Source organism: Pseudomonas sp. URIL14HWK12:I5 (assembly GCF_900176445.1).
In the GTDB taxonomy this organism is placed as follows: Bacteria; Pseudomonadota; Gammaproteobacteria; order Pseudomonadales; family Pseudomonadaceae; genus Aquipseudomonas; species Aquipseudomonas monteilii.
Window position 1 is genome coordinate 1 of the sequence record NZ_FWXQ01000004.1, and the last position, 20,707, is coordinate 20,707.

6 protein-coding genes are annotated in these 20,707 nt (G+C 65.0%); 1 reads left to right on the forward strand and 5 read right to left on the reverse strand.

The window, feature by feature from the left end; all coding sequences use genetic code 11:
• The coding region (locus B9A31_RS10515; RefSeq protein ID WP_143512041.1) for a condensation domain-containing protein at nt 1-1,778 on the reverse strand (1,778 nt) is incomplete at its 3' end.
• Nucleotide 1,779: 1 nt separating this feature from the next.
• Nucleotides 1,780-15,984: a non-ribosomal peptide synthetase gene (locus B9A31_RS10520; protein ID WP_084296981.1), complete on the reverse strand. Its 14,205-nt coding sequence runs from the start codon at nt 15,982-15,984 to the stop codon at nt 1,780-1,782.
• 184 nt (nt 15,985-16,168) lie between these two features.
• Between B9A31_RS10520 and B9A31_RS10525 the strand changes: the two genes are divergently transcribed.
• Complete coding sequence (locus B9A31_RS10525; protein ID WP_016711679.1) at nt 16,169-17,122, forward strand: siderophore-interacting protein; 954 nt, start codon at nt 16,169-16,171, stop codon at nt 17,120-17,122.
• A 40-nt stretch (nt 17,123-17,162) separates the two neighbouring features.
• Here the strand turns inward: B9A31_RS10525 and B9A31_RS10530 are convergent, their stop codons facing one another.
• The 3 genes from B9A31_RS10530 to B9A31_RS10540 all read right to left on the reverse strand — a co-directional run bounded on the left by B9A31_RS10530 (nt 17,163) and on the right by B9A31_RS10540 (nt 20,705).
• Complete coding sequence (locus B9A31_RS10530) at nt 17,163-18,551, reverse strand: aspartate aminotransferase family protein (RefSeq protein WP_016711680.1); 1,389 nt, start codon at nt 18,549-18,551, stop codon at nt 17,163-17,165.
• Between the two features lie 151 nt (nt 18,552-18,702).
• Nucleotides 18,703-20,025, reverse strand: coding sequence for an ATP-binding protein (locus B9A31_RS10535; protein ID WP_084296982.1), 1,323 nt, complete (start codon nt 20,023-20,025; stop codon nt 18,703-18,705).
• Complete coding sequence (locus B9A31_RS10540; RefSeq protein WP_084296983.1) at nt 20,022-20,705, reverse strand: response regulator; 684 nt, start codon at nt 20,703-20,705, stop codon at nt 20,022-20,024. The genes B9A31_RS10535 and B9A31_RS10540 overlap by 4 nt, the downstream gene beginning before the upstream one ends.
• Between the last annotated feature and the right edge of the window lie 2 nt (nt 20,706-20,707).

Below are 20,707 nucleotides of genomic sequence, written 5' to 3' on the forward strand. Positions count from 1 at the left end.
GGGTATTCCGGGTCCAGCGGCACATAGGCGCCACCGGCCTTGAGGATGCCCAGCAGGCCGATGACCATGTCCACGCTGCGCTCGGCGGCAATGCCCACCAGCACGTCCGGCCCCACGCCCTGTTCGCGCAGCTTGTGCGCCAGCTGGTTAGCGCGCCGGTTCAGCTCACGGTAGCTCAGGGCCTGTTCGGCAAACACCAGCGCCGGTGCGTCCGGGGTGGCGGCGACTTGCGCCTCGATCAGTTGCTGCAGGCACTGCTCCAGCGGGTAGTCGGCGTGGGTGCGATTCCAGTCGTAGACCACCTGTTGCTGCTGCGCGGCATTCAACAGCGGCAGCTCGGCGATGCGCTGCTGCGGCTGGGCGACGATGGCGGCCAACAGGGCCTGCCAGTGCCCGGCGAGCTGGGCAATGGTGGCTTCGTCGAACAGCGCGGTTGCGTAGGTCAGCGACACCGCGATCCCTGCCTCGTGCTCCACGGTCTCCAGCGTCAGGTCGAACTGCGCGGTCCCGCGTTCCCAGTTCAGCGTCTCTACAGCCAAGCCAGGCAGCTGCCTCCCCTGCCCGCGCGCTTCGGTCTGGTGGTTGAACATGACCTGGAACAACGGGCTATGGCTGAGGCTGCGCTCTGGCTGCAAGGCTTCGACCAGCTGCTCGAACGGCAGGTCCTGATGGGCCTGGGCACCCGAGACGCGTCGCTGAGTCTGCTCAAGCAGTTCAGTGAAGGTCATCCCCAGGTCGAAGTCCGCCTTGAGTACCTGGGTGTTGACGAAAAAGCCGATCAGGCCTTCGGTCTCCATTCGATTGCGGTTGGCCGTGGGTATGCCGACACGGATATCGTTCTGCCCGCTGTAGCGGTGCAGCAAGGTCTGGTAGCTGGCCAGCAGGAGCATGAACACTGTCACGCCCCGATCACGCGCCAGCTGCTTGAGGCCGGCACACAGTGTGTCGTCCAGGCTGATATCCAGGCTTGCACCTGCCCGGCTCTGCACCGCCGGGCGAGGACGGTCGATCGGCAGTTCCAGCACCGGCTGCTCCCCCCCCAGCTCGGCCTCCCAGTACGCCAGCTGACGCGCCAGCTCGCCCGCTTCCATGCACCGGCGTTGCCAGATGGCATAGTCGGCATACTGGATCGGCAGCTCCGGCAACGACGCCGGCTGGCCAAGGCGATGCCCCTCGTAGCTGCGGATCCACTCGTCCAGCAGTATCGGCATCGACCAGCCATCGGAGACGATATGGTGCATGACCAGGATCAGCACATGGTCGGCCTCGTTCACCTGCAGCAGCCTTACCCGCCACAGGGGCGCCTGCCCCAGGTCGAAAGGCTGGCCGGCCTCTTCTTCGATGCGACGTTCAAGGCGCTCGGCAAAATCAGCGTCTGGTGCCGCTGCAAAGGGCTCCCGTACAATTTCCACCCGCACACTCGGTTCAATGACCTGCACAGGCTGGTCGCCGTCCTGGGCAAAAGCGGTGCGCAGGCTTTCGTGGCGGTGCACCAGGTCTTCAAGGCTACGCTGCAGAAGCGCGGGGTCCAATGCGCCCCTGAAACGCAGGGCCATGCTGATGTTGTAGGCCGCGCTTTCGGGCTCGAACTGCCAAAGGAACCACTGGCGCTGCTGGGCATACGACAACCCGATAGGCCCCCATTCGTCCCGTATCCGCGGGATCGGCAGCCGAGCGAAGCTCATGCCCTTGGACTGCATCTTTTCAAAGAATTGCTTACGCTGCTCCAGTGGCAGATGCAGGAACCGTTTAACCAGCTCGATGTTCTGGGCCGTCATTTCAAACACTCTCCAGTTCTGCCAGGAAATCACTCAACTCATCGACATCCGCTGCGCTGGCAGGCGCCAGCTCAGCCACCGTCGCCACGTAGTCCGCAAGTCGCCCGGCACCGAACAGGGCCGAAAGCGGCACCTCTAGCCCCAGCAGCAACTGCACGCGCTGGGTCGCCTGGACTGCCAGCAGCGAATGCCCGCCCAGCTCGAAGAAGTTGTCGTTCATGCCGACCCTTTCAAGCTTCAGCACATCGGCCCAGATCGCTGCCACCTGCGCTTCAAGTTCGCCGCAAGGCGCCACGAAACCTTGCTGAAGCGTGTTTGCGTCCGGTGCAGGCAGGGCTTTGCGGTCCAACTTGCCATTGGGGGTCAGTGGCAGAGCGTCCAGCGCGACGAAGTGCGCCGGGACCATGTATTCCGGGAGCATGGCCTTCAGGTACTCACGCAGGGTGTCGCGAAGCGCCTGCATGCACGCATCAGCCACAAGGTACGCGACCAGTTGCCGCCCACCCGGGCCTTCGCTATCGATCACCACCGCTTCGCGAATGGCGGGATGCGCAAGCAGCTTGAGTTCGATCTCGCCCAGCTCGATGCGGAAGCCACGGATCTTCACCTGATGATCGATACGCCCGATGTACTCGATCATGCCGTCGTTGCGATAGGACGCCAGATCACCTGTCCGGTACAGACGGCCTCCGCCATGCTCGGAAGTATCGAAAGGATCGGGCAGGAATTTCTCCGCGGTCAGTGCCGGACGCCCCAGGTAGCCCCGGGCAAGACCGGCACCGGTAAGGCAGAGCTCGCCCGCAACCCCGGACGGCATGGATTTGCCATTGATGTCCAGCGTATACGCTGTCGTGTTCGCGATAGGCCGGCCAATATTGGCTCGCCCACCGGACTCACGGCGGGTCCAGGTGGAATAGGTGGTGTCTTCGGACGGGCCGTACAGGTCGTAGACATGCTCCACATGGCCCAGCGCATAGAGCCTGTCCACCACTGGCTGCCGCAAGGGTTCGCCTGCCAGGTTGACAATGCGCACGCTCGCAGGCAACGAACCGGCGTCGAGCAGTGCCTTGATGGCCGAGGGCACGGTGTTGACCAGGCGTACGCGTTCTCGCGCCGCCAGGTAGGGCAGTTCCAGCGCAGTCTGCGCGAGCACCGCGTAGCCACCCGCAGCCAGCGTGACAAACAGCTCCCATACCGACAGGTCGAAACAGATGGACGTCGATGCCAGCACGCCTTGCAGGTCCTGCGTGGTGTAGACCGTGCGCGCCCAGCCGATCAGCGCCGTGACATTGCGGTGCTCGATCAGCACACCTTTGGGCAACCCCGTGGATCCCGAGGTGTAGATGCTCAGTGCCAGGTTGCCCGGCGCGGTGACATTGTCCAGATTCCCATCAGCGTCGTCTCGCAGCTGCAACCGGTCAAGCAGCAAGACTTCGGCCGTCCCGCCCTGCGGCAGGCGATCCGCCAGCGAAGCCTGGGACAGCAACAGACGAGCCTGACTGTCCTGCATCATGTAAGCCAGGCGATCACGGGGGTAGAGAGGGTCCAGCGGCACATACGCACCGCCTGCCTTCAAGATGGCAAGCAGACCGATCACCATCTCCAGGCCGCGCTCGAGTGCGACCCCTACCAGCACATCCGGGCCCACCCCGCGTTCGCGAAGGTGGTGCGCCAACTGGTTGGCACGCCGGTTGAGCTGCTGATAGGTCAGGTGCTGGTCGCCGAAAATCAGCGCGGTGGCGTTCGGCGTGCGAGCGGCCTGCGCTTCGATCAACAGGTGCACACAAGGCGCGTCCGAAAGCGACAAGGCATCACCGTGTCGATGAGCGAGGTCTTGCAGGTCCTCGTCCTCTGTCGTCATTGCCAGGTCACCCAGCCTCTGATCTGCGCCACTGACCAGCGCCTGCAACAGCGTGCCGAAGTGGCGGGCGATCTGCGCGATGCTTTCTTGCGTGAAACACTGGCGGTCGTAGCTGTAGTGCACCGACAGGTGCGTACCTGCGCCAATCGCCAAGGTCAGCGGCACGCTCGACTGTTCATGCCCGCGCACGTTGCCGAACACGAGCCCGGCGGGTGCGCCCTGCTGCAGGGCATCGCCGACCGGGTAGTTCTCGAACACCAGCAAGGTATCGAACAGCCCTTCCCCACCCGATCCGGCCCAGCGCTGGATATCGTACAAGGGGCTGTGCTCGTATTCGCGCAGCGCCAGGTTCTGCACCTGCAGTTGCTGCACCCATTGCGCCACCCGCTGCTGCGGAAGCGGGTTGGCGACCACCGGCAGCGTGTTGATGAACAGCCCCAGCTGTTGCTCGACACCGCGCAGCTCCGCCGGGCGACCGGATACCGTCGCGCCGAAGCTCACGCACGATTGCCCGGTGTAACGCTGCAGAAGCAGCAGCCAAGCCGCTTGCACCAAGGTATTGACGGTCACCCGCTGCTGCCGGGCAAAGGCAGCCAGCGCCTGCGTCTGCTGCTCGCTCAAACGCTGCTGGTGTTCACCGTAGCCGGTACCCAGGCGGGCCTTGTCCTGACGGATGGCCAGTGCCAGGCGCGTAGGCTCGTTCAGGTCATGCAACTGCTGCTGCCAGAAGGCCTGAGCTTGCCCGGCATCCTGGCGCTGCAGCCATTCGATGTAATCGCGATAGCGGCCCGTCACCCCACCGTTCGGCACCCCGGCATAAGCCTGGAGCACCTCAGCGAGCAACTGCGCATTGCTCCAGCCATCCATCAGAATGTGATGACTGGTGAAAACCAGATGGCACGATGCTTCGCTGGTGCGGATAACCGCCAGGCGCAGCAGGGGGTCATGCTGCAGGTCGAAGCCCTTGCGCAGATCGGCTTCGGCCCAGCTGTCCACGGCCGCACCCTGCTCGGCGATGCCGGCCCAGTCCAGGTACGTGAACGGCAATTCGAGCTGCCTGCGAATGACCTGCAGCGGGTGCTGGAAGCAGGTCACGAAGTTGGCCCTGAGCACCTCATGGCGATCGACAGCGGCCTGCCAGGCGAGCCTGAAGCGTGGTACGTCGAGCCCTTTGACGTCAACGCGCATCTGGTTGATGTAATGCCCCCCGCCTTGCTCGAACAGGCTGTGGAACAGCATGCCCTGCTGCATGGGCGCAAGGGGATAGAGGTCTTCGATCAGCGCCGCCGGAACAGGCAGGCTGTCCAGTTGGGCCTGGGTCAGCCCGGCCAGCGGAACATCCGAAGGCGTCAAACCTGCGTGGGCATCCGCCAGGCAATGCTCGACAATCGCCTTGAGCTCGGCAGCGAACTGGTCGGCCAGGCGCTGCACCGTGTGAACGTTGAACATGTCGCGGCTGAAGGTCCACTCAAGGTTCAGCTCACCGGCATAGACCTGACCGTTGATCGACAACCAATTGTCCAGCGGCGCTTCGCTGCTCTGGCTGGCGCCGGCGCTTTCGCCAGCGGGCACCAGGAACGCCGACGCATCGGCGTCCGAACCTGGCGCGAAGCTGCCGTCGAACTGCCCCAGGTAGTTGAAGGTGATGTGTGGGTTCGGCAACTGCGCAAGCGCCGCGCGGGCCTGCTCATCGCCCAGGTAGCGCAGGGCACCGTAGCCCAGGCCTTTGTCGGGGATCGACCGCAGCTGTTCCTTGATCCGCTTGATCGACGCATCAAGCGTCTGCTCCGGGCTCAGCCGCACCGGGAACACGCTGGTGAACCAGCCCACGGTCCGCGTCAGGTCAACGGTATCGAACAATTCTTCGCGGCCATGCCCCTCCAGTTGCACGAGCACGTCGCTGCGCTGGGTCCAGCGTGCGATGACGCGGGCCAGTGCGGTCAGCAGCAGGTCGTTGACCTGCGTACGGTAGGCAGCAGGTGCCTGTTGCAGCAGTTGCCGGGTACTGGCCGAGTCAAGACGGGTGCGGGCGGTGCCGACATGCATGCCATGCAACGAGCCACCCGGGTTGTCGCAAGGCAGGTCTGCATCAGCCAGGCCGAGTTGCGCCTGCCAGTAAGCCAGCTGCGCCTGCAGCGTTTCGCTGCGTGCGTAGCGCTGCAAGTGCGCAGCCCACGCCTGGGTCGAGCTGGTCTTGGCAGGCAGGTCGAGTGGCTTGCCGGCGTGCAACTGGTGGTAGGCGGTTTGCAGGTCTTCCAACAGCACCCGCCAGGACACCCCGTCAACCACCAGGTGATGGATCGCCAGCAACACGCGCTGGCTGCCATCCGCGAGGGTTGCCAGCAATGCCCGCAGCAACGGGCCACGCTGCAGATCAAGGCTACCCTGAACGTCATTGCACAACGCTTCAAGCGCCTCGGCATCCGCCACAGTAGCCTGCCACAGCAGACCTTGCTGTGGCGCTGGCGAACCGTAACGAGCCGTCCATTGACCCTCTGCACAATCGAAGCGCAGGCGCAGCGCGTCATGGTGGATCACCAAAGCCTGAAGCGCTTGCTCCAGTGCCTGGCTGTCGAGCGCCTGACCTGCCTTGAGCAACAGCGCCTGGTTCCAGTGGTGGCGCTGGGCAATGTCCTGCTCGAAGAACGATTGCTGGATCGGCAGCAGCAGGGTCTGGCCAGTGGCAGCCTTCTGCTCGATCAGCAATCCGCCTTCGTCCCCTTGCCTGGCGACCGAGGCCAGCCCTTGGACGGTCTGGTGCTGGAACAGCTCTTTGGGGGTGAAGCGGATACCCGCCTGGCGCGCGCGGCTGACCACCTGGATCGAAATGATGGAGTCGCCACCCAGTTCGAAGAAGTTGTCGGACAGCCCCACCTTGTCGACTTTCAGAACATCCGCCCAGATCCCGGCGATGGTCTGCTCCAGCGCGTTTCGAGGTGCCACGTACACCTGCTGCAGCTGAGTGACGTCAGGCGCTGGCAGGCCCTTGCGGTCCAGCTTGCCATTGGGCGTGAGCGGTAACTTGTCGAGGAACACCAGGTGCGTGGGCACCATGTAGTCCGGCAAGGTCGCCTTGAGGTGATCGCGCAGTTCGCTGCGCAGCAGGCTCTGCCCCGGCAGGTCGTCGAGCTGCACATCCGCACTGACCAGATACGCGGCAAGCTGCTTGCCGCCTGGCCCCTGGATGTCGATGACCACACTTTCGCGCACCGCCGGGTGATCCTGCAACCGCGCCTCGATCTCGCCAAGCTCGATACGGAAACCGCGGATCTTGACCTGGTGGTCGATGCGCCCCAGGTAGTCAACCAGACCGTCGGCGCGGGTGCGAGTCAGGTCACCACTGCGGTAGACGCGCTCGCCGTTCGCGGCGAACGGGTCGGGGACGAAGCGCTCGGCGGTCAGGCTTGGCCGGTCGAGATAGCCACGCGCCAGGCAGAGCCCGCCGAGGAACAGTTCGCCACTGTGCCCCAACGGCACCAGGTTGAGGCTTGCGTCGAGGACATAACTGCGGCGGCGCCCGACCAGGCGGCCGATAGGCGCGTAGGCCGCGCCGCAGGTATCGCCTGGCGATGCGCTCCAGAGCAACGGTGTGACCACGGTTTCGGTCGGCCCGTAGCCGTTGAAGATGTATTGCGGGCGCAGGGCCTGCCAGGCCAGCTCGTATCCGGCTTGCGGTACGGCATCACCACCGAAGCAGTAGATTCGCACCGGTGGTGGGTTGCCCACGCGCAGGGCATGCTCGGCCAGCTGTTGCAGATAGACCGGCGGGAACACGGCAATGGTCACGCCATGCCGGTGCATCTCGGCGTAGGCCTGCTCGGGCAGCCACAGGCTGTCGTCACGCACCAGCACACTGGCGCCGTTGATCAGCAGGTGCATCCAGGCCTCATGGGCGCCATCGAAGGCGAAGGACATGAAGTGCAACTCGCAATCCTGCGGGCCGGTTTCATAGCGTTCACCGTTGGCCAGAATGTGCGAGGCCAGAGGCCCGTGCGCCACTGCGACACCCTTGGGCATGCCGGTCGAGCCCGAGGTGTAGATCACATAGGCAAGGTTGTGCTTTGACAGCGCCACCTCGGGCGCCGTGTCCGGGCCTTGCTGCCAGGCGGCCGGCAGGTCCACCGACAGCGTCGGCAACCCGTGGGGGATCGGCAGCGTGCCCAGCACATCGCTCTGCGTCAGCACCAAGGCCGCAGCACAGTCCTGCATCATGTAGCGCAGGCGGTCCTGCGGATAGGCGATGTCCAGCGGCACATACACGCCACCTGCCTTGAGCACTGCCATGAACGCCACCATGATGTCGGTGGAGCGGCGCATGGCGATGACCACCCTGACCTCCGGGCCGACCCCTTGCTCGATCAAGCGATGCGCCAGGCGATTGGCCTGCGCATCGAGTTGGCGGTAGCTCAGGCGTTGATCGTCGAAGCGGATTGCGATGGCTTCGGGCGTGCGGGCAACCTGGTCTGCGAACAGTTGATGGACGAAACGGTCGTCCGGATGGTCGTCGCCAGTCTGGTCCCACCTTGCCAACAGTTGTTCACGCTCCTGGCTGCCCAGCATCGCCAGCTCGGCGACACGCTGATGGGGCTGACGCACGATGTCGGCCAGCAGGTTGCACCAATGCTGCGCCAGCGCCTCGATGCGCGGGCGGTCGAACAGCGACGTGGCGTAGACCAGCGAGGCGCCCAGCCCCTCGGCATGCTCGAAGGTATCAAGGGTGAGGTCGAACTGTGCGGTATAGCGCTCCCAGGCCATGCCTTGAACTTCCAGCCCGGGCAGGCTGCGCGCCTGCCCCCGCTGTTCGGTCTGGTGATTGTAGAGCGCCTGGAACAGCGGGCTGTGGCTCAGACTGCGCTCAGGGTGCAGCGCCTCGACCAACTGCTCGAACGGCAGATCCTGATGAGCCTGGGCCGCCAGGGCCGTCTGACGCGTTTGCTCAAGCAGCTGGCTGAAGGTGGTGTGCAGGTCGAACTCGGCCTTGAGCACCTGGGTATTGACGAAGAAGCCGATCAGGCGTTCGGTTTCCAGGCGGTTACGGTTAGCGATCGGCACGCCGACGCGAATGTCGTCCTGCCCCGAATAGCGGTGCAACAGGGTCTGGAAGCTGGCCAACAGCAGCATGAACAGGCTGACGCCCTGCTGCTGGGCCAATGCCTTGAGCGCGTGCACGAGGTCGCGGTCCAGGTCGATGGCGAAACTGGCGCCGGCGAAGTCCTGGTTAGCCGGGCGCGGGCGATCGCCGGGCAGTTCGAGTACCGGCTGCCGGTCCCCCAGTTGGGCCTTCCAGTAGGCCAACTGGCGCTCACGCTCACCGGCTTCCATCCACTGCCGCTGCCATACGGCGTAGTCGGCGTACTGGACAGGCAGCGCAGGCAACTGCGCCGCCTGCCCGTTGCGCCGCCCTTGGTACAGCTGCACCAGCTCATCGACCATCACCGGCATCGACCAGCCATCGGAGACGATATGGTGCAAGGTCAGTACCAGGACATGGTCATCCTCGGTCACCCGCAACAGTTTCACGCGCAGCAACGGCCCGTGCTCCAAATCGAAGGGACGTTGCGTCTCTGCCTCGACCAGGCGCTTGAGCAGCGCGGCCTGTTCGTCTCCCTCGCACGGTTCGACCCCTTCGCAGGCCAAGCTGAACGGCTGCGCCGGGTGGATCACCTGCAGGGCTTGGTCACCGGCCTGGCGGAAGGTGGTACGCAGGGTCTCGTGCCGCGCGATCAGCGCTTCGAAACTCAGGCGCAGTGCCTCGACATCCAGCTCGCCGCGCAGTCGCAAGACCGTGGCCATGTTGTAGGCGGTACTTTCAGGGGCCATCTGCCAGAAGAACCACTGCCGCTGCTGGGCATAAGACAAGGCCAACGGCTGGGTGCGGTCGACCGGCTGCAACGCCAGGGCAGCCGCGTGCGTGCCCTGCCCTGTCAAGGCGACGAAATCAGCCAGCACCGGGGCTTCGAAAAGCGTGCGCAGGGGTATTTCCAGGCCCAGGGCCTGGCGAATGCGCGAGGTGACCTGGGTAGCCAGCAACGAATGCCCGCCCAGTTCGAAGAAATGGTCGGTCAGGCCGATGCGTTCAACCTTGAGTACCTGGGCCCAGATGGCTGAAATCTGTTTTTCACGTTCGCTGCGAGCGGGCACATAGGCTGGCTGTTCGAGGCTCAGGTCGGGCCTTGGCAGCGCCTTGCGGTCCAGTTTGCCGTTCGGCGTCAGCGGCAATTGGCCGAGGAACATCAGGTGCGCCGGAACCATGTAGTCCGGCAATGCAGCCTTGAGGTGGCTTGCCAGGTTTTCACGCAGCGCATCCTGCGGTTCAACACCGCCCTCGATCACCAGATAGGCGACCAGTTGCTTGCCGGTGGGCCCGTCGATGTCGATGACCTGTGCTTCACGCACCCTGGCATGCTCTTGCAGTCGCGCTTCGATCTCGCCCAGTTCGATGCGCAGGCCGCGAATCTTGACTTGATGGTCGATGCGACCGACATAGTCGAGAACACCCTCGACACGGGCGCTTGCCAGATCGCCGGTACGGTACAGACGGCCGCCGCCGACCGGGTCGAACGGGTCGGGAATGAAGCGCTCGGCGGTCAGCGCAGGGCGGTTGAAATAGCCACGGGCGAGACAGCCGCGACCACCGATCAGCAGTTCGTTCACCCAACCGGCCGGGGCCAGGACAAGGCCATCGTCACAGACATAGGTCACCCTGCCGCCCACCGCCCGCCCGATCGGCACGATGGCCTTGCCACCGGCACCAGGCTGCAAACCTGCACAGTCCTGCACGGTGGTTACCACCGTCGCTTCGGTAGGCCCATAGGTATTGAGCAGACGTGCCTGCTGCAATCCGCTGGCGTACCAGTCGCCAAGGCTTTCCATCGGCATGGCTTCACCGCCCACGTGCACCTGACGCAGCGACGCGCAGGCACCGGCGGGCAGCTTTTCCGCCGCCAGCATGCGCCAGTAGGCGGTGGTCAGGTCCGCCACGGTGATGCCGTGGGTGACGATGGCCTGCTTGAGGGTTTCGATGTCCCACAGCTGCGAGCCGCGCATGACGACCCGGGCACCGCAACACAAGGCCGGGTAGAGCTGCTCGACAAAGCCGTCGAAGTTGACCGTGGCGAACTGCAGCACCCGATCACTGGCATCGAGCCGCGAATAGTCAGCCGCCACGCTGCAGAACACCGACAGCGCCCGATGAGCGACGGCCACACCTTTGGGCTTGCCGGTGGACCCGGAGGTGTAGATCACATAAGCCAGGTTGTCGGGGACGGTCAGGCTCACCGGGTTGGCCGTACTGTAGTTGCCCAGCCAGTGCTCATCCGCCTGCATTTCAAGGCAGGTCACCGCTGTAAAAACCGGCAGCATCGGTGTCAGGTGGGGCTGGGTCAGGAGCAGGTGAACACCGCTGTCCTGCACCATGAAACGCAGGCGCTCCTGCGGGTATTGCGGGTCGAGCGGCACATAGGCACCACCGGCCTTGAGAATGCCAAGCAGGCCTACCACCATGTCCAGGCTGCGTTCCACGGCGATGCCAACACGCACCTCAGGCCCCACGCCAAGCTCGCGCAGCTTGTGGGCCAGCTGGTTGGCGCGGCGGTTGAGTACCTGATACGTCAACGCCTGATCATCGAGGACCAGCGCCGTAGCCTCCGGTGCGCGCAGCACCTGCGCCTCGAACAGCTGATGCACGCCGAGGCCTTCGGCGAAACGCAAGGGGGCCGGGTCGACGGCTTCAAGTGCCAGCTTGTGCTGGGCAGCCGAAAGCAGAGGCAGCTCGGCCACCGGCAATGCCGCGTTACTGGCCAGGGCGCCCAGCAGGTTGACCCAGACCGATGCCAGGCGTTCGATACGCTCGACGTCGAACAGGTCCGATGCATAGCCGAAGGAGGCGATCACACCCTCGCTGCGTTCGAGGGTGTCCAGCGACAGGTCGAACTGCGTGGTGTGCTCGACCAGGTCGACCTCCTCGACACGCAGCCCTTGCACGCTGTCGCCAAAGACCCGCTCGCCAAGGTCGCTCAGGTGGTTGTACATGACCTGGAACAGCGGGTTGTGGCCCAACCCCCGCTCGGGTTTGAGCGCTTCCACCAGCACATCGAAGGGGATGTCCTTGTTCGCCTGAGCCTGCAGGGTGGTCTCCTTGACCGCCAGCAACAAGTGCCTGAAGGACTGCAACGGATCGACCGCCACGCGAGCGACCAGTGTGTTGACGAAGAAACCGATCAGCCCCTCCAGCTCAAGGCGATTGCGGTTGGTCACCGGCATGCCGATGTTGAGCGTTTCGCGCCCGCTGTAGCGCGACAGCAGCAGTGCGAACGAGGCCAGGAACACATGGAACAGCGTGGCATTGGCGGCAACCGCCAGGCGCTGCAGATCGGCGGTGAGCGCGGCAGGCAGGAGCACATCCACGCGCCCGCCGCGGTAGCTCTGGACCTGAGGGCGAATACGGTCGGCAGGCAGTTCGAGGACTGCGAAATCGTCTTCCAGCGTGGTTTTCCAGAATGCCAACTGGGCCTGCAGCTCGCCCGAGGCCAGGCGTTCGCGCTGCCAGGCGGCGTAATCGGCGTACTGCACCGCCAACGCCTGGCGCTCGAGCGACTGGCCGGTAGTGTGGGCGTTGTAGACGGCAGCCAGCTCGCGGACCATGACGCTCATGGACCAGCCGTCCGAGACGATGTGGTGCAACAGCACGGTCAGCACCTGCTCCTGCGGGCCACCCTGGAACAGCTTGACCCGAATCAGCGGCCCCTGTTCGAGATCGAAGGGCGTAAGCGCCTCGTCCTGTAGGCGCTGCTGCAGCGCCCGGCTGTCGGCAGTGCTGAGGTCATGGTACTCGATGCACGGCGACGCTGCGGGCAGTATGCGCTGCCGGGGGATGCCGTCATGCTCTTCGAAGATCGTGCGCAGGGATTCATGGCGCATCACCAGCGCATCGAACGCGGCCTGCAACGCGTCCCGGTCCACCTGGCCTTGCAAGCGGATGGCCAGGGGGGTGTTGTAGGCAGTGCTTTGCGGGTGCAGCTTCCAGAACATCCACTGGCGGTACTGGGCGTGCGAAACCTGCAGCGGCAACGTCCGGTCCAGCACCTGGATCCCGCCTCCGGCGACCTGCTCCAGCCCCTGCAGCGCCTCGACGAAACCGGACAGGTCGGCAGTGTCGAACAGCACCCGCAAGGCCACGTCCAGGCGCAGTTGCTGCCTGATCCGCGAGACCACCTGAGTGGCCAGCAGCGAATGGCCACCCAAGGCGAAGAAATTGTCGTCGAGGCCGACCTGGGCCTGTTGCAACACGTCGGCCCAAATGGCCGCGACCTGCATCTGCAGTGCGGTCGCGGGAGCCCGGTAAAGGGCTGTGACGGCGACCGGCTCAGGCAATGCCTTGACGTCGACCTTGCCATTGAGGGTTACCGGTAGATGCTCCAGCAGCATCAGGTAATGCGGCACCAGATGCTCGGGCAGGGCGAGCTTCAACGCGGCCCGGATACCGTCGACGACAGCTTGACGGGCTTCGTCCTGCGCAGCCCAGTGCTGCGGGACCAGGTAGGCGGCCAGCTGCCGATCGGCGTCTTCGCCAACCACGCGCACAACGGCGCTTTCGATCCCCGGCAACTGCCGCAGACAGGCATCGATCTCGGCCAGTTCGACGCGGTAGCCGCGAATCTTCACCTGGCCATCGATGCGCCCGGCAAAAATGCATTCGCCGTCAGCGTTCAGGCGTACCCAGTCGCCGGTACGGTACATCCTCGCACCCTCGGTGCCGCAGGGGTCGGGCACGAAGCGCTCGGCAGTCAGCGCCGCCTGGCCCAGGTAGCCACGCGCAAGCCCTGCACCGGCGATATAGAGTTCCCCCCTGGCCTTGCCGGGCACGGGTTGAAGGCAGCTGTCCAGCGCATGGGCGCGCAGGTTGTCCAGCGGCTGGCCGAGCACCGGGCGATCCTGCAGGGCATGGGTAAGGACGCCGACCGTTGTCTCGGTGGGACCATAGTGGTTGATCACGTCGAGGTCGGGCGCCAAGGCCTTGATGCGGCCCAGAAGCGCCGCAGTGCACGCTTCGCCCCCCACCACCAGGCAGCGCCGTGGCAAGGCTTCGGCGCCTGCGGCGAGCATGGCCTGCAAGTGCGAGGGGACGATCTTCAGTGCATCGATGGCATGCGCCTGCAGGTAGGCGGCGAAGACCTGGGCATCGAGCACGGTCTCCTTGGGCAGCATGTGCAGGGTCTTGCCGTAGCACAGTGCACCGAACAGCATGGTGTGGCCAAGGTCGGCCGCCGGCGTGGTGACCATTGCCAGGTTGCCGATCTGGTCCATGGGCAGGCGTTGGCTGACGCCGCGCACGTAGTTGACCAAGGCGCCATGGCTGACCGCGACGCCCTTGGGCTTGCCGGTGGTGCCGGAGGTGTAGATGACATAGGCAAGGTTGTCGGCATGGACCGCCACCTTGGGCGCCGACGCAGACGGGTAGTCGCCCTCCACGTCAATCGCTACGACGCCTTCAGGCAGGCTGATCTGCCCTGCTCGGCCCACTACCCACTTGACCTTGCTGTCGGCAAGCATGAAGTCGATGCGCGACTGAGGCTGGTCAGGGTCCAGCGGCAGGTAGGCGGCACCGGCCTTGAGCACGGCCAGGATGCCGATGAGCATCTCGCAGGACCGGTCGGCCACCACGCCGACCCGCTGATCCAGCTGTACGCCACGCGCCAGCAGTGCGTGGGCCAGGGCATCCGAGCGTGCCTGCAAGGTGGCATAGCTGATTCGACCGGCGTCGCCGCTCGCTGCAAGGCCTTGCAGGTTGAGGTTGGCGGCCGTTTCGATCAGGTGATGGACGCACAGGCCGGGCGTTTGCGCCCCGGCAGCTTGCGGCTCCAGCGGCTGTACCGCCTGGGTCGCCAAGGGCAGTTCGCCGACCGCAGTGGCGGGCGATTGGGTCAGCCCGTCCAGCAGTCGCAGCCAATCCTCGCCGAAACCGATGATCGTGGCTTCTTCGAAGACATCCAGCGCATAGGTGAACACCGCGTGCAGACGCCCGGCACTTTCATAGGTGTCCAGGGAAAGGTCGAAGCGAGCGCTGTGCTTGTCCAGGGCGACTTTTTCCAGCGTCAGCCCACTGCCAAGGCGAACCTGACCGGCGTCGGCGATGGCCGCCTGGTGGTTGAACAGCACCTGGAACAACGGGCTTTGCGCGCTGCTGCGATCCAGTTCGAGCGCCTCGACCAGGCGCTCGAACGGCAGGTCCTGGTGCGCCTGGGCGCCCAGGGCGGTGTCTTTGACCCGGCCAAGTAGCTGGCTCACATCCATGAGCGGGTCGATATCGGTATGCAGCACCTGGGTGTTGATGAAGCAACCGATCAAGCCTTCTACTTCGGTACGGTGGCGGTTGGCGACCGGAACGCCGACGCGGATGGCGCGCTGGCCACTGTAGCGTTGCAGCAGCAGCTTGAACGATGCCAGCAGCACCATGAACAGGGTAACCCCCTGGGCACTGGCCAACGCCCTGAGACGCTCGGCAAGCGCTGGGTCGACCTGCAACTCGCGCCGCGCGCCAAGATGGCTCGGTGCGCCGACACGGGAATGGTCGAGCGGCAGCTCAAGCACGGCATGATCATCGCCCAGCTTCTCGCGCCAGTAGCTCAGCTGTCGCTCCTGCTCACCGGCTTGCAACCAGCTGCGTTGCCACAGCGCATAGTCGCGGTACTGGATGGGCAGCGCCGGCAGGGTCGCTTCGCTGCCCTGACAGGCGGCATCGTACAAACGCACGAACTCGTCGATCAGCACGTTCAGCGACCAGCCATCGGCCACGATGTGGTGCAGGGTAAGCAGCAGCACGTGCTCGTCGGTGGCCAGTTGCAGCAGGTTCACGCGCAACAGCGGCCCTTGCAGCAGGTTGAAAGGTGCCTGCGCTTGGGCTTCGGCCAGTGACGCGACACGGGCTTCGCGTTGCGCCGCTGCCAGGGCGGTGAGGTCGTGCTCGACGATGGCAACGGCCTCGGCAGCGAGGACCTCCTGGTACAGATGCTCACCCTGGGTACGCAGGCGCGTACGCAGGCTCTCGTGGCGCGCAACCAGGCGATCGAACGCTTGCTGCAGGGCCTGGCGGTCGAGCTTGCCCTTCAGGCGCACAGCCATGGGTAGATTGTAGGCAGCGCTCTGAGGGTCCAGCTGCCAGAGAAACGACATACGCCGCTGGGCGTAGGACAACCCATCGCGGTCATCGCAGGCAACATCGGCAGGGATCGGAAACAAGGAAAAATCGACGCCCTCTGCCTTTAGCCCGGCCAGGAACAAACGGCGTTTTTCCGGCGGCAGTTCGATAAAGCGGCGAGCGAGTTTCAACGAGTTTTCGGCATTCATGCAATGCGTCCTTAGCGATAGGAAGCGGGACCACAGGGCCCAGTCATCCCTCAAAGACGAAACAGCCGCGAGCTGATTTAGCCAAAGCCCCGGCCACCGCCGGCAGCCCAGGCTGCGCGATTAAATCACCGGGTGGGCGACTCGTCTGAACGTCATACCCATCCTCCAGAAGGCGGCCCTCGCGATGCTCTCCACCCTGGCCAACAACCTGCGCAAGCGGGTCACTCAAGCGCTCCCCGGCAAACGCCCCAGCTATCGAATCTTCAATATCCAGCTGAAGCGGCGGATCGCGCTCAGCCCTTCGCTCACCCGGCTGGTATTCACCGGACCAGAAGTTGTTGAAATGACCACCCTGGCCCCAGACCAACGGGTCAAGCTGCTGTTTCCCGCCCCCGACGGCTCACCGCCCAGCCTGAACAACGACCTGCACTGGAAGGCCGCGCACAGCGCGCTGCCACCGGCCCAGCGCCCGCCGATGCGCACCTACACCATCCGTGCCTTGCGCCGTGAGGCGCTGGAGGTGGATATCGACTTCGTGCTGCATGGTGTCAACGGCCCCGCCTCAGCCTGGGCCACCCACGCGCAGGTGGGTGACCGTTTGCAGATAGTCGCGCCCAACCTGGCCTATGAGGGCGACCCCGGCGGTTATGAATGGAAGCCACCCCAGGGCGTGCGCAATGTGCTGTTGGTAGGTGACGAAACCGCACTGCCGGCGATTGCCGGCATCCTGGAGCAACTGGCCGACACCCAGCCCGAGCTGGCGGTGCACGCGTTCATCGAGGTGCCGCTGGAGGCGGATTGCCTGAGCCTGCGCCATGGCGATGCCACTGCGCTGCGCTGGCTGCCGCGCGAACGGCTGAGGTGCGCACATGGCCAAGCCATGCAGCACGCCGTGCGCGAGCTGGCCAGCCTGCCGCTTGGGCACGCCACACCACGGGCGAAGCTGGAAGACGTGGATATTGATACACGCATCCTGTGGGAACAGGCCAGTAGCGACAGCAGCGAGTTTCACGCCTGGGTGGCGGGGGAATCGGCGACGGTGATGGAGATACGCCGGTACCTGATCAAGGAACGTGGATTGCAGCGAGAATGCCTGACGTTGATGGGGTATTGGCGGGCCGGTCGCACCTTTGATTGACGTGAGACAGCCGAGGGCGCCGTGCGCCCCCGGCTATCGGTCAGACTGCCGCGATGAACGCCTCGGCAAAACGCTGCGCCACTTCATCGATCTGCTCGCCGCTGATGATCAACGGCGGCAGGAAACGCACCACGGCGCCATGCCGCCCACCCAGCTCCAGAATCAGCCCGCGCTTCAGGCACTCTCGCTGCACCTTGGCCGCCAGATCGCGGTTGGCCAGCGGCTGGCCAAGCGCATCCTTGCCCTGCGGGTCCACCAACTCCACGCCGAGCATCAACCCACGCCCGCGAATGTCGCCCAACTGCGGGTAATCACGCTGCAACTGCTGCAGGTGCCTGCGCAAGCGCAGCCCCATGGCCTCGGCGTGCTCGGCCAGGCGGTGTTCCACCAGGTAGTTGATTACCGCCGAGCCCGCCGCCATGGCCATCTGGTTGCCCCGGAATGTGCCGGCATGCGCGCCCGGCTTCCAGGTGTCCAGCCAGTCGCGGTACACCACCACCGCCAACGGCAGGCTGCCGCCAATGGCCTTGGACAAGGTGACCACGTCCGGCACGATGCCGGCATGCTCGAAGGCGAACATGCGCCCGGTACGGGCAAAACCGCTCTGGATCTCGTCGACGATCAGCGCCACGCCGGCCTGCTCGGTGATGCGGCGCACGCCCTTGAGCCATTCGATATCGGCCGGAATCACCCCGCCCTCACCCTGCACCACCTCGAGGATGACTGCAGCCGGCAACGGCACACCACTTTCCGGGTCGAGCAGCAGGTTTTGCAGGTAATGCAGGTTGGCCTTGACCCCGGCTTCGCCACCCAGGCCGAACGGGCAGCGGTAGTCGTAAGGGTACGGCATGAACTGCGCCCCATTGCCGAGCAAGGCCCCCAGTGGCTGCTTCGGCCCATGGCTGCCCATCAGGCTCAACGCCCCCAGGCTCATGCCGTGGTAAGCGCCCTGGAACGCCAGCACGGTGCTACGACCGGTGGCCGTGCGGACCAGTTTCAGCGCTGCTTCTACCGCATCGGTGCCGGTCGGGCCACAGAACTGCACCTTGGCCTCGCGGCGTAGCGCCTCGGGCAGGATGCCGAACAGGTCCTGGACGAAGCGGTCCTTGACCGGCGTGGTCAGGTCCAGGGTGTGCAGGGGCAACTCATCGGCCAGTACCCGCTGGATCGCCTCGACCACCACCGGGTGGTTATGGCCCAACGCCAACGTGCCTGCGCCGGCCAGGCAATCGATGAACTGGCGGCCTTCGACATCTTCCACATGGATGCCACGGGCGCGCTTGAGTGCCAGCGGAATGCGCCGTGGGTAGCTGCGGGCGTTGGACTCTTGTTGCTGCTGGCGTTGCAGCAAAGGCGAATCAGTGAACGCGTACAAAGGCTGCGGCGCGTTGGCCACAGGGAGCTGGGCAAGGCTGGAAGCGGTGGACATGGGTGAATCCTCGCAAGCAAGCGAATGAGCGGTTATCGCTTGGAAAACGCTTGAGTGCCGGGAGGATTTAGCGGTTGTTACTGGATTTTACTTAAACGGTGTTGGCCCTTTCGCGGGTAAAGCCGCGAAAGGGCCAACACCGGCAGCGAAGTCAACTGGCCGAGCGCGCCGGCACCTGCAACAAGACCCGCAAACCATCGCTACGGCTGTCGAACCTCAGGCTACCCGCACACCGCTGCACGATCGCCTGCACGATCGCCAAGCCCAACCCGCACCCACTACTCTGTCCGTTACGCCAAAAGCGCTCGGTCAGGTGCTCAAGGTCGGCGTCGGCAATCCCCGGCCCATGGTCGCGCACCATGAACCCCACCTGCCCGTCGGCCATCTGCACCTCCAGCTCTACTGCCTCGTCGCCACCATGGCGCAAGGCGTTGTCCAGCAGGTTGCGCAGTGCGGCCACCGCCAAGGGGGCCGGCATGCCCAGGTAGATCTGCGTCGCTTCTTCAGGCAAACGCAGCACGATGCGCCGGTTATCGCCGCCACCTGCGTCCTGCACCGCCTGCCGGGCCACCTGTTCGGCGCTGCACTGCACGCCATCTTCGAACGACAGGCTGCCTTCTACCCGCGCCAGCATCAGCAACTGCTCCAGCGTGCGATGCATGCGGTCGGCCCCTTGTTCGGCATGCTCCAGCGCCTGCTCGCGCACGGCGCCGTCGGTCATGCGCGCCACTTGCAGGTGGGTCTTGATAGCGGTCAGCGGGCTGCGCAGCTCATGGGCGGCATCGTCGGTCAGGCGCCGCTCGCGCTCGATGGTCTGGGAAATGCGCAGGAACAGCTGGTTCTGGGTTTCCAGCAACGGCTGCAATTCGCTGGGCATGCCTGCCACCTGCAGTGGCTCGACGCTATCAGCCCGCCTTCGCCGTAGCGCATCGCGCATGCGGTTGAGCGGCTCCAGGCCTTTGCCCAGGCCAATCCACAACAACCCCAGGCTGCCGAGCAGGGCCATCAGCACCGGTGCCGAAGCGGCCAGCAGAATCGACTGGTTCAGCGCTTCACGCTCCATGTGCCGGTCAGCCGTGGTGATGCGCACATCACCATGGTTGTAGGTGAAGGTACGCCACAGTGCACCGTCGATCGTCTGGTCACGGAAGCCACTGCGCTCGTCGTCCATGGCGCCATCATGCTTGTGGTTGCTGGCAAGGATCTCGCCACGCAGCGAGCTGACCTGGCAGGCCATGCCATCCGGCACGCTGAACTGGTCGGCAGAAATGTGCGCCTCCCCGCCCTTGGCGGTGAGCGGCTGCGGCAACTGGTCGATCAGCCCGGCGACCATACGCGCCGACGCCACCAGGCGCTGGTCAAGGGAAAACATCATCTGCTGGCGCAGGTCGCGCAGCATCCACGCGGCGGCCAGCACCCAGATGATCACGAAGGCACTGCCCAGGATCAGGCTAAGGCGTACCCGCAGGCTCATGATGCGGCCTCTCCCGGCGCCTGCGCCGGGCCCAGGCGGTAACCCAGGCCACGTACGGTCTCGACGATGCCGTTGCCCAGCTTGCGCCGCAGGTGGTGGATATGCACGTTCAGGGCGTTGCTCTCGACTTCGTCGCTAAAGCCATACACGCAGTCTTTCAGTTGTTCGCTGGACAACACCCGCCCGGGGTTCTGCAGCAATGCCTGGAGCAGGGCCTGCTCCCGGCGGGACAAGTCGACCGGCCGCCCGGCCAGGGTCGCCTCGCAGCTGCTGGGGTCGTAACGCAACGGGCCGTGCTCGATCACATTCACCGCCCGCCCCGCCACCCGCCGCAGCAGGGTGTGCAGACGAGCGGCCAGCTCGCGCAGGTCGAAGGGTTTGAGCAGGTAGTCGTCGGCACCGGCCTGCAGGCCATCGACGCGGTCGGTGACGGCATCACGGGCAGTCAGCACCAGTACCGGCAGTGTTTCGCCCTGCTGGCGCAGGCGGCGCAGCAGTTTCAAGCCGTCTTCGTCAGGCAGGCCGAGGTCGAGAATCATCACATCGAACTGCGCGGCCTGCAGCATCGCCCGCGCACCGGCGGCGTTACCCACCCGGTCAACGGTCAGGCCCTGGGCAGTAAGGCCGGCGCAGATGCCGGCGGCGATCAGGTCGTCGTCCTCGCAGAGCAGAACGTGCATGG

Excerpts from the sequence above, each read along its gene's own strand:
- B9A31_RS10520 (WP_084296981.1), bottom strand. The coding sequence starts at position 15,984 with ATGAATGCCGAAAACTCGTTGAAACTCGCTCGCCGCTTTATCGAACTG.
- B9A31_RS10525 (WP_016711679.1), top strand. The coding sequence starts at position 16,169 with ATGCTCTCCACCCTGGCCAACAACCTGCGCAAGCGGGTCACTCAAGCG.
- B9A31_RS10540 (WP_084296983.1), bottom strand. The coding sequence starts at position 20,705 with ATGCACGTTCTGCTCTGCGAGGACGACGACCTGATCGCCGCCGGCATC.
- B9A31_RS10530 (WP_016711680.1), bottom strand. The coding sequence starts at position 18,551 with ATGTCCACCGCTTCCAGCCTTGCCCAGCTCCCTGTGGCCAACGCGCCG.
- B9A31_RS10535 (WP_084296982.1), bottom strand. The coding sequence starts at position 20,025 with ATGAGCCTGCGGGTACGCCTTAGCCTGATCCTGGGCAGTGCCTTCGTG.